The organism is Subtercola lobariae (genome assembly GCF_014640255.1).
Classification (GTDB): Bacteria; Actinomycetota; Actinomycetes; order Actinomycetales; family Microbacteriaceae; genus Subtercola; species Subtercola lobariae.
The window spans coordinates 403,443-413,840 of sequence record NZ_BMGP01000005.1; the positions used below are offsets into that span (position 1 = coordinate 403,443).

At 64.8% G+C, this 10,398-nt stretch carries 10 protein-coding genes and 1 rRNA gene; all 11 read right to left on the reverse strand.

All coding sequences use genetic code 11. The features are described from left to right. Window positions 1-14 precede the first annotated feature (14 nt). The 11 genes from IEX24_RS15080 to rrf all read right to left on the reverse strand — a co-directional run bounded on the left by IEX24_RS15080 (window position 15) and on the right by rrf (window position 10,388). Window positions 15-902, reverse strand: coding sequence for a ParA family protein (locus tag IEX24_RS15080; RefSeq protein WP_188679597.1), 888 nt, complete (start codon window positions 900-902; stop codon window positions 15-17). Window positions 903-998: 96 nt separating this feature from the next. Continuing rightward, window positions 999-1,970 (reverse strand): site-specific tyrosine recombinase XerD, encoded by a 972-nt coding sequence (gene xerD / locus IEX24_RS15085; protein WP_188679599.1) that lies wholly within the window; start codon window positions 1,968-1,970, stop codon window positions 999-1,001. Beyond that, window positions 1,949-2,575, reverse strand: coding sequence for an NUDIX domain-containing protein (locus tag IEX24_RS15090; protein WP_188679601.1), 627 nt, complete (start codon window positions 2,573-2,575; stop codon window positions 1,949-1,951). The genes xerD and IEX24_RS15090 overlap by 22 nt, the downstream gene beginning before the upstream one ends. A gap of 1 nt (window position 2,576) precedes the next feature. Beyond that, window positions 2,577-4,226 carry a CTP synthase gene (gene pyrG, locus IEX24_RS15095; protein WP_188679706.1) on the reverse strand — a complete coding sequence of 550 codons (1,650 nt, stop codon included), beginning with the start codon at window positions 4,224-4,226 and terminating at the stop codon, window positions 2,577-2,579. Window positions 4,227-4,355: 129 nt separating this feature from the next. After that, on the reverse strand, window positions 4,356-6,131 hold the full coding sequence (recN, locus tag IEX24_RS15100) for a DNA repair protein RecN (RefSeq protein ID WP_188679603.1): 1,776 nt from the start codon (window positions 6,129-6,131) through the stop codon (window positions 4,356-4,358). Beyond that, window positions 6,115-7,026: an NAD kinase gene (locus tag IEX24_RS15105; RefSeq protein WP_239083250.1), complete on the reverse strand. Its 912-nt coding sequence runs from the start codon at window positions 7,024-7,026 to the stop codon at window positions 6,115-6,117. The genes recN and IEX24_RS15105 overlap by 17 nt, the downstream gene beginning before the upstream one ends. A gap of 14 nt (window positions 7,027-7,040) precedes the next feature. Continuing rightward, window positions 7,041-7,853, reverse strand: a complete 813-nt coding sequence (locus tag IEX24_RS15110; RefSeq protein WP_188679607.1) for a TlyA family RNA methyltransferase — start codon at window positions 7,851-7,853, stop codon at window positions 7,041-7,043. After that, window positions 7,846-8,013 (reverse strand): hypothetical protein, encoded by a 168-nt coding sequence (locus IEX24_RS15115; protein WP_188679609.1) that lies wholly within the window; start codon window positions 8,011-8,013, stop codon window positions 7,846-7,848. Before IEX24_RS15115 ends, IEX24_RS15110 begins: the two co-directional genes overlap by 8 nt. A gap of 21 nt (window positions 8,014-8,034) precedes the next feature. Further along, window positions 8,035-9,054, reverse strand: a complete 1,020-nt coding sequence (locus IEX24_RS15120; protein ID WP_372435740.1) for an HAD-IIA family hydrolase — start codon at window positions 9,052-9,054, stop codon at window positions 8,035-8,037. Further along, window positions 9,026-10,138, reverse strand: a complete 1,113-nt coding sequence (locus IEX24_RS19655) for a hypothetical protein (RefSeq protein WP_229715371.1) — start codon at window positions 10,136-10,138, stop codon at window positions 9,026-9,028. Before IEX24_RS19655 ends, IEX24_RS15120 begins: the two co-directional genes overlap by 29 nt. Before the next feature lie 133 nt (window positions 10,139-10,271). Beyond that, window positions 10,272-10,388: ribosomal RNA gene (rrf, locus tag IEX24_RS15130) — 5S ribosomal RNA — on the reverse strand. Window positions 10,389-10,398: the final 10 nt, after the last annotated feature.

The window sequence follows — 10,398 nt, forward strand, 5'->3', positions numbered from 1 at the left end:
CCCTCGAGGTCTGGCTAGGCGACCGCGCCACGAAACACCAGTTCGCGCGCGAGCTGCCGGTACGCCTGGGCGGCCGGATGTTCGGGGGCGAATTGTGTGATCGGAGTACCCGAAACACTCGCATCAGGAAACTTGATCGTGCGCCCGATCACCGTCTCGAGCACCTCGGGCCCGAACTGCTCGACGACCCGCTGCATCACCTCGCGCGAGTGCAGCGTGCGGGAGTCGTACATGGTGGCCAGAATGCCGTCGAGTTTGATGGCCGGGTTCAGCCGATCGCGCACCTTGTCGATGGTTTCGACGAGCAAAGCGACGCCTCGCAGCGCGAAGAACTCGCATTCGAGCGGAATGAGCACTCCATGGCTGGCAGTCAGCGCGTTCACGGTCAACAGCCCGAGCGAGGGCTGACAATCGATGAGAATCACGTCGTACTCGTCGCTCACCTTGCGCAGCACGCGCGCCAGAATCGTCTCGCGAGCAACCTCGTTGATGAGGTGCACTTCGGCGGCCGACAGGTCGATGTTGGCCGGAATCACATCGAAGTTCGGCACGCTCGTCTTCTGAATGACCGCGCGAGGGTCTTTCTCGGTGCCGAGCAGCAGATCGTAAATGGTGAGGCTGTCGTGCGTGCTCACGCCGAGCCCCGCAGAAAGCGCACCCTGAGGGTCGAAGTCGACGGCGAGCACTCGCCGGCCATCCTCAGCCAGGGTTGCGCCGAGGTTCACGGTGGTGGTGGTCTTGCCGACCCCACCTTTCTGGTTACAGAGGGAGATGATGCGTGCGGGCCCGTGGCTCTTCAGAACCGGCGGCGCCGGAAACACTCGAAACGGCCGGCCCGTCGGCCCGAGAACGGGCGCCTCGAGCCCCGGCAGTTCAGAGGCACCGACGTTCTTCTTAGCCATCACAGGCGCTGCTCCTCACGTACCCCGACCTCTCCCAGGGCGGTGCCCCAATCCTACCGTCGCATCTGCCTGGGCCCGGGAAGCGCGCCGCTGACGTCAGCGGGCGCGCGGGTGCGCCGTCTGGTACATATCGCGCAGGGTGTCGGCCGTCACCTGGGTGTAGATCTGGGTCGTGGTGACCGACGCGTGGCCGAGCAGGTCTTGAACAACGCGAACGTCAGCCCCGCCCGCGATGAGGTGCGTCGCGAACGAGTGCCGAAAGGTGTGCGGCGAGATGTGCGCCTCGAGTCCCGCCCGACGCCCAGCCGCCTGGATGATCAGCCACGCGCCTTGCCTGCTCAACCGGTCACCACGAAGCCCCAGAAAAAGCGCGGGCGTCGACCTGCCCCGCGCCGAGTAGAGCGGACGCACCCGCACCAGATACGCGTCGAGCGCCGCCCGCGCGAAACTGCCCACCGGCACCAGCCGCTGTTTGCTGCCTTTGCCGAGAACCCGCACGAAGTCGGAGCCGTGAGGCACATCATCCACATTCAACGACACCGCTTCAGAGATTCGGCAGCCTGTTGCGTAGAGCAGCTCGAGCAGGGCCCGGTCGCGCAGCGCGTTCGGCTCGTCTCCGCCCGTCGCCTCGAGAAGAAGCGTCATCTGCTCGATCGAAATCGCCTTCGGCAGACGGCTCGGCAGTTTCGGCGGCTTCACCTCACGCGCCGCGTTGTTTACGGTCTGGCCCTCTTCGGCCAGAAACCGGTGCAGCCCCCGCACCGATGACACGATGCGTGCCACCGATGACGAAGCGAGCGGCACAACGAGGCCCGTCTGCGGGTCAGGTATTTCGGCCTTAAGCTGCCGGGTGAATTCGCTGATCTGCGCCTCGCCCACGTCGTCGAACGACAAGACGCCGTGCGCGGTCAGCCACGTTTCGTACCGCCCTAGATCACGTCGATATGCCGCCAGCGTGTTGCCGGCCAGCCCGCGTTCGATGGTCAGGTGGCGCAGGTAGCCGTCGATGGGCGAGTGGATGCCCGGCAACCCCTCACCCGCCACGCTCACTTGTGCAGCCGCAACCATTCCGGCCACGGCTCGTCGGCCGGTTTGAGCGAGGCCCAGCCGTCAACTCGCGACCGATACGCGGCGAGCGACGAAATGACGAGTGACGGATTCTGAAGCGTTCCGTCGAGTACGGCAGCCACCACCTCGTCGAGCGGCACCCAGCGCACTTGCATGTCGGCCTCTTCGTCTTCACGATCGAAAGGCGTGTCGGTGGCGTGCAGCCCCCGCGCTACGTAGATGCGAATGAGCTCGTTGTTGCCACCGGGCGTGGTGGCGTAGTCGAGCAGCACGTTCCAGGTGTCGGCGCGCAGGTCGACCTCTTCGGCCAGCTCGCGTTGGGCGGCCACCAGAAAGTCTTCACCCGAAATGTCGAGTAGCCCTGCCGGAATCTCCCACTCGCGCGAGCGAACGGGGTGCCGGTACTGCTGAATGAGCAGCACGCGATCGTCGTCGTCGATGGCCAGCACCGCAACGGCACCGGGGTGGTCGACGAACTCGCGCAGCGTGTCTTTACCGTTGTAGTCGAAGGTCTCGCTGCGTACATCCCAGATCTTGCCGGCGAACACCACGTCGCTGCGGCTGACACTCAGGTCGACGGGCTCGTCGCGCGGTGCGTCACTCACCTCACACCTCCGCGGGGAAGAGCTTGCTGGCTTCTTGACGCTCGAGTGCGGCCACGATCAGCCCGTCGAAAAGTGGATGCGCCCGATTCGGCCGCGACCTCAGCTCGGGGTGCGCCTGCGTGCCCACATAGTACGGGTGAACATCCCGAGGCAGCTCGACGAACTCGACTAAGTGGTCATCGGGCGAGGTGCCCGAGAACCACAGGCCGGCGTCGGCGATCTGGCCGCGGAAGTTGTTGTTCACTTCGTAGCGGTGGCGGTGGCGTTCTTCGACCGTCGGAGCGTCGTAGAGCTGCTCGACGAGCGAACCCGACGCAAGTTTCGCTTCGTACAGGCCGAGGCGCATCGTGCCGCCCAGGTCGCCCCCGGCGATGATGTCGACCTGCTCGGCCATGGTCGCGATGACCGGAAAGGGGGTATCGGGGTTGAATTCGCTCGACGACGCGTCGTCGAGGCCGACGACGTTGCGGGCGTACTCGATGACCATGCACTGCAGCCCGAGGCACAGGCCGAGGCTCGGAATGCCGTTCTCGCGGGCGAACCGCAGCGCGCCGAGCTTGCCCTCGATGCCGCGAACCCCGAACCCGCCGGGAACGCAGATGCCGTCGATGTCGCTCAGCTCTTTGGCCGCCTGTTCGGGCGTTTCGCAATTGTCGGAGGCGATCCACTTCAGGTTGACCTTCGTGCGGTGGGCGAACCCGCCCGCTCGAAGCGCCTCGGTCACTGAGAGGTAGGCGTCGGGCAGGTCGATGTACTTGCCCACCAACCCGATGGTCACCTCGTGCTTCGGCTCGTGCACCGCGGCCAGAAGCTGCGACCAGCCCGACCAGTCGACTTCGCCGGTCGTCAAACCGAAGTGGTCGATGATGTACGAATCGAGGCCCTGGTTGTGCAGCATCGTCGGAATGTCGTAGATCGAAGGCACATCAATCGCGTTCACCACGGCGTCTTCGTCGACGTCGCACATCAGTGCGATCTTGCGTTTGTTCGAATCGGAGACCGGGCGGTCACTTCGCAACACCAGGGCATCGGGCTGAATACCGATCGACCGCAGCGCCGCCACCGAGTGCTGCGTGGGCTTGGTCTTCTGCTCACCCGAAGCGTTCATGAACGGTACGAGCGACACGTGCACGAAGAACACGTTGCGACGGCCGAGTTCGTGACGAACCTGGCGGGCCGATTCGAGAAACGGCTGCGATTCGATGTCGCCGACGGTGCCGCCGATCTCGGTGATGATCACGTCGGGCGCGTCATCGCCCTGAGCCTGCAACCGCATGCGCCGCTTGATCTCGTCGGTGATGTGCGGAATGACCTGAACGGTATCGCCGAGGTACTCGCCGCGACGCTCTTTCGCGATGACGGTGGAGTAGATCTGCCCGGTCGTGACGTTCGCGGCCTGGTTGAGGTTGATGTCGAGAAAACGCTCGTAGTGGCCGATGTCGAGGTCGGTCTCAGCACCGTCGTCGGTGACGAACACTTCACCGTGCTGAAACGGATTCATCGTGCCCGGGTCGACATTCAGATACGGGTCGAGCTTCTGCATGACCACGTGCAACCCGCGTGCAGTGAGGAGATTGCCGAGACTCGCGGCGGTCAGCCCCTTGCCGAGGCTAGAAACGACACCACCCGTGACGAAAATGTGCTTCGTCAGTTTTGTACTCTGATTTGTACTCTGACCTGTGTACGAGCTGACGCTCGCACCTGCAACAGGTGTTCCGGGCTGGGGGTCGTTTTGATGATCATCCACGGAGTTCCACTCTAACAGTAGACAAGCGGCCGACTACCTTTTCGACCCGCTGGCGGCGAGCTCGATCAGTTCTCGAGCGTGGGCCAACCCGCTCTCAGAGTCGGGCAAGCCCGACAGCAGTCGTGCCATCTCGGCGACCCGCGCCTCGCCGCGAAGCTGCTGCACACTGCTCTCAGTCACCGCGCCGTCGGAGTCTTTGACCACCGAGAGGTGATTGGTGGCGAACGCCGCCACCTGCGCCAGATGGGTCACGACGATGACCTGCGACCCCTCGGCCAGCCGCGCGAGCCGGCGGCCGATTTCGATGGCCGAGGCGCCGCCAACACCGGCATCCACCTCATCGAAGACGAACGTAGGAACCGGGTCGGTTGCGGCCAGCACCACTTCGATGGCGAGCATGATGCGCGAGAGTTCGCCGCCCGAAGCACCCTTGCCGAGTGGCCGGGGCTCTGCGCCTTCGTGAGCGGCCAGCAGAAACTGCACCGTGTCGCGGCCGCTCGCCGTGAGCTCGGTGCCTTCGATCGACTCGACCACGAGCTGCGAGCCGCCCATGGCGAGCGCGGTCAGTTCGGCCGACACGAGGGCGCTCAGCTGCACTGCCGCTGCTGAGCGAGCGGTCGTCAGATCGGTGGCCAGGGCATCCACTATGGCCGCGCGCTCGGCTACCGCGTCGGTCAGTTCTTCGATGCGATCGGAGTCGTTGTCGAGTTCGAGCAGCCGGGGGCCGGCCGCGGCGAAGTACTCGATCACATCGTCGAGGCTCGGCCCGTACTTTCGCGCGAGCACCGAGAGCTCGGCACGGCGCTCTTGCACGTCGTCGAGCTCGGCTCCGCCATCGGTGTAGAGCTCGGCCAGGTAGCTCGACAGCTGGGTCGAGATCTCGGCGATCAGAAACGACGCACTCGCCAGCTGCTCCACAATCGGCTCGAGTGCCGCATCATGGCCGCTCACCCGCTCGAGCTGGCGCAGCGCACCGTCGAGCAGCGTCACCGTATCGGCATGCCCATCGAGGTCGTCAGACGAAATCGCCTCGCGGGCTGCGGCGGCGGCAACCCGCAGGTCTTCGAGGTTGGTGAGCCGGCTGGCGCGCTCCGCGAGCGTGACGTCTTCGGCCGGCTGCGGCGACAGCGCGTCGATCTCGTCAACCGCGACCCGCAGCGCGTCAGCCTCACGAATGCGCTCATCACGCTGCGATACCAGTGTGTCGAGTTCGTCTTGTAGCTCATGCCAGGCTCGAAATGCCTCGCTGTAACTCTCGAAGATCGAAGCGAACCCGGGCCCCGCGAACCGGTCGAGTGCCAGCCGTTGCTGAGTGGATGATCGTAGCCTCAGCTGATCCGACTGACCATGAACCACCACCAGCCGTTCACCGAGCTCGCCCAGCACACCCACGGGAGCGCTCCGGCCGCCCACGATGGCGCGACTGCGGCCTTCCCCCGACACCGAGCGCGACAAAATCAGCTCGCCCAGGCCCCGCTGCCCCGCACCCTCGCCCAGAAGCTCATCGATCTCTCCCCCGGCGTCGCGAACCCGTTCGGCAACAGCAGAGTTCACCGGCAAACGCCAGCGCCCCTCCACCCAGCTCTGCGCGGAGCCGACTCGTACCTGCCCGGCGACCGCACGCTCGCCCATCAGCAGACCGAGTGCTTGCACCACCATCGTCTTGCCCGCCCCGGTCTCCCCGGTCACCGCAGTGAACCCGGGCCCGAGCGGCAGCACCGCGTCAGCGATCACCCCCAGATCGCGAATGGTGATCTCGTCAATGACCCCGCGCGCCACGGCGGCGCCCGACCTAACCAATGGCGTCATCGCCCGTCTTCACCGGCCCGCGCCACCCGTCGACCGGCAGCGAGAACTTGCGCACCAGCCGATCGGAGAACGGCCCGTGCGTCAGCCTGGCCAAACGCACCGGCACATCAGACTTCCGCGCCTCGGCACGCGCCCCGTGCGGCAAATCGAACCCGCGCCGCCCATCGCACCACAGCACACCAACGCCCGGCGTACGCTCGAGCAACTCCACGGCAAGCACCGACTCCGGCCCGATCACCAGCGCCCGCGAAAACAGCGCATGCGGGCTCAGCGGAACGAACAACAACGCATCAAGGCTCGGCCACACAATAGGGCCGCCCGCCGAGAACGAATACGCGGTCGATCCGGTCGGCGTCGCCATCACCACACCGTCGCACCCGAAGCTCGACAGCGGCCGCCCGTCGACCTCGATCACCACCTCGATCATGCGCTCACGACTGGCCTTCTCCACGGTCGCTTCGTTCAGCGCCCACCCCTCATAAACGACCTCGTTGCCCACCGTCACGACGATGTCGAGCGTCATGCGCTCCTCGACCGTGTAGTCGCCGTCGAGCACGCGCTCCACCGACGCACGCAGATCTTCGCGCTCGCTCTCAGCCAGAAAACCCACGTGACCGAGGTTTACCCCGAGCAGGGGAACCGAGCATCCGCGCACCACCTCGGCTGCGCGAAGAATGGTGCCATCGCCGCCGAGCACGACAACCAGCTCGAGGTCGGCGATCTCCACACCGTCACCGAGCACACCGATGATTGAGGGATCAGTCAAACGCTCGGCGATGTCAGCCAGGTCGCCCGAGTCGAGCACCGGCGTCACCCCGGCCGCCGCCAGCTGATCGCACACCTGCATCGCCGCGTCAACCGAGTCTCGACGCCCCGTGTGCAGCACAACAAGCATGAAACGGGGTGTGGTCACGGGGTATGTGCTCCTGAAACTCGTAAAACGCGGTCTCTCCATTCTGTCGGATTGCTACCCGCACTGGCGCTGAGCCAGACCAGATACTCATGATTTCCGGCATTTCCGATGATTGGGGAGGAGAGGAGCCCGGCCGTACCCAGCCCGAGGTCGAACGCGGCCCACAGCACAGCAGAAATCGCATCGGCCCGAAGCCCAGCGTTTCGCACGACTCCCTCACGGATGCCCGACCGCCCCACCTCGAACTGCGGCTTCACCAGCAGCACGAAGTCGGCTCCCGGCTCGGCAACGGCGACTAATGCCGGCAGCACCGTGGTCAGCGAGATGAACGACAAGTCGCCCACCACCAACGACGGTGCCTCAGCGATACCGGAGACCTCGGCGAGTGACTCGGGCGTGGCGAAGCGCAGGTTGTAACCCTCGACGACCGAGACCCGGGCATCCGCCGACACCACCGGTGACAGCTGACCGTGCCCCACATCGGCGGCAATGACACGTCGGGCGCCGCGTTCGAGCAGTACCTGCGTGAATCCGCCGGTCGAAGCGCCCGCATCGAGCACCACCCGACCGTCGACGCTGACACCGTCGAAGGCATCAAGCGCCGCAACGAGTTTGCCAGCCGCCCGGCTCACGTACTGGTCTTCGCCCTCGACATGCAGAACCTGACCCTCACGAACCTTGGCAGCCGGCTTCACGGTCACCACGCCGTCGATACTGACGAAGCCATCGGCAATGAGCTGCGCGGCATGGTTTCGCGACCGGGCCAGCCCGCTTTCGGCCAACGCCGTGTCGAGCCTCGCCTCACCCACGCGCTGCGGACTGATCTGACCCTTCGAGCCGCGTTCGCAGTTCGTCGTAGATCTGAACGTATGCGCCGGCCCGAGCGTCAAGCGGTTGCTGCTCGATCACGCGCAGCCTCGACAGCAGCTCACCTTCGCCACCGGCCTGCTCAACCACCTCGTCTGTCACCTCTTTAGGCTACCCTGAGCCTCAGCTGTAGAGCTCAGGCGCAACGTTCAGCCCGTAAATCGGCTGACCAGACGCCCAAATCAGTGCGCTGCCAGCGCGAATCACGTCGACCTGCGAGTCGCCTGATTTCACCACTTCGACCGACGTTCCGCGCAATCGCACCACGGATTTACCTACCGTCGCCACGGTGTTGTCGTGCGAAAGCTCCGTGGGCGGGTACGGCTCGAACAACCCCCGCAGATCATCCAGAATGAAAGTCGGCCGCGAGTCTGTGTCGGCCGCGAGCAGTTGTTTCGCACCGTCAATGCCGGTCAGAACGTGGGCTGAGCGGATGCCCGCCCGATTCGCCCCGATGATGTCGGTATCGAGGCGATCCCCGATGAACAGCGGCACTTCAGCGCCGAACCGGGCAACTGCGGCCTCGAAGATCGCCTTCTCGGGCTTGCCGCCCACGACCGGCAACGTTCCCACGGCCGTGTGCACGGCGGATACCAGGGTACCGTTGCCGGGCGCAATGCCCCCCTCCACCGGAATCGTCCAGTCGGTGTTCGTCGCCACCCACGGAATGCCGCGATGAAGCGCAAAGCTCGCTTGCGCTAGATCCTTCCAGGCGACATCGGGCGCAAAACCTTGAATGACTGCTGCCGGCTCATCTGCGGCCTGCCTGGTCACGGTGAAGCCGGCCTTTTCGACCTCACTGGTCAACCCGACTCCGCCCACCACCAGAATCAGCGACCCCGGCTCGACCAGGCCCGCGAGCAGCTTCACGGCGGCTTGGGGGCTGGTCACCACGTCATGCGGCACCACTTTCAGACCGAAGCTCGAAAGGTGCTCGGCGACCTGAACGTCGGTTCGCGACGCGTTGTTCGTGATGTAACCGACGCGCACACCTTCGGCGGCTGCCTTGTTCAAGGAGTCGACGGCATAATCGATCGCATTCGCCCCCGTGTACACGACCCCGTCGAGATCGGCCAGAACAACATCGATACCGTCGAGCGGGGTCACTGCAGCGTCACTCTTTCGCGTCTTGAACAGGCTCACCATTCTCCTCGTCTTCGGCGTGCTCGACTTCGGCGGTCTCTTCGTCTTCGGCGGTCTCTTCGTCTTCGGCGGTCTCTTCGTCTTCGGCGGTCTCTTCGTCTTCGGCGGTCTCTTCGTCTTCGGCGGCAAGATCGACGTACTCGACCTCTTCTTCGAAGACCTCGATCATGTCATCGTCAGCATCGACGGCATCGAGTGCCGCCTCGGCGCGCTCGGCGTTGTCACGCCAGGCTGCCGCGTCTGATTCCCGGCCGAGGTCGCCGAGCACTTCGGCGTACGCCCAGAAGAGATCAGGGCTGTAACTGTAGGCACGCGAGGCGTCGAGCTGGGCAATCTCGAGCTCAGCGAGAGCCAACTCCGGCTGACCCAAATCAAGTCGAGTCCCCGACATGGCGATCGCGACAGCGACCTGGCTCGCTGGCGTCAGCGTCGAACGCTCCACCGAACGGCCCAGCTCGAGAGCGCGGTCAGGTCTGCCCAAGCCTCTCTCGCTATCGACCATCAAGGCGAGCTGCTCGTTCGAGCCCGAAATTCGTCGGTACGTACGCAGCTCACGAATTGCCAGCGCGTAGTCGCCTGTCGCGTACGCGGTGATCGCCAACGTCTCGCGAACCATAGCAATGCGGCCTGCTCGACGCGAAGCAGAGGTAGCGTGCTTGTGAGCCAGCTCGGGATCTTCGTCGATCAGCCGAGCGACCATCACGAGGTGCTTCGCAACGCCTTCGGCGTTCTCCTTCGAGAGAGTCTTCAATTCGTTGTAGGCAAGACGATCGAGTTCTTTGACCGAGACGTCGTCGTCGATCTCAGGGTCATCGTGATGCGGGCGTACAGCGCGTAGTTCGCGGGCGCGCAACTCCTCTGGAGTGAGTTCTTCGTCGCGACGGCCGCCTCGTTCGCGCTGTTTGTCGCGGGCACCGGGCGCGGAACTGCGAGCGGGCTTGCCATCACTTGTCCACAGACGCTTTTCACCGCTGTGCTGCGGACGTGAGCTCTTCGGCCGAGCGGAGCCGCTGCGCGCTCCGTCTGATCGCGCGCCATCGTCACGGCGGCCTGGGCGTTTCTCCCTGTCTGGTGAATCGCTCATGACACTCCTCCTGTTTGATGCGCGCGCTGTGTAGATGTAGGTACAGCCTATTGGCTGGTGTGATCCCCGTCAGGGATTCACGGGTTAAACAACTGAGGCCCACCTGTTGGGGTGGGCCTCAGTCTTACGTTGGGTCCGGCGGTGTCCTACTCTCCCACAGGGTCTCCCTTGCAGTACCATCGGCGCTGAGAGTCTTAGCTTCCGGGTTCGGAATGTTGCCGGGCGTTTCCCTCTCGCTATGGCCGCCGAAACACTGTCGA

Bases quoted from the DNA above. Each gene is read 5' to 3' on its own strand.
- IEX24_RS15080 (WP_188679597.1), bottom strand. From the start codon at position 902: ATGGCTAAGAAGAACGTCGGTGCCTCTGAACTGCCGGGGCTCGAGGCG.
- xerD (WP_188679599.1), bottom strand. From the start codon at position 1,970: ATGGTTGCGGCTGCACAAGTGAGCGTGGCGGGTGAGGGGTTGCCGGGC.
- recN (WP_188679603.1), bottom strand. From the start codon at position 6,131: ATGACGCCATTGGTTAGGTCGGGCGCCGCCGTGGCGCGCGGGGTCATT.
- IEX24_RS15105 (WP_239083250.1), bottom strand. From the start codon at position 7,026: ATGCTTGTTGTGCTGCACACGGGGCGTCGAGACTCGGTTGACGCGGCG.
- IEX24_RS19655 (WP_229715371.1), bottom strand. From the start codon at position 10,138: ATGAGCGATTCACCAGACAGGGAGAAACGCCCAGGCCGCCGTGACGAT.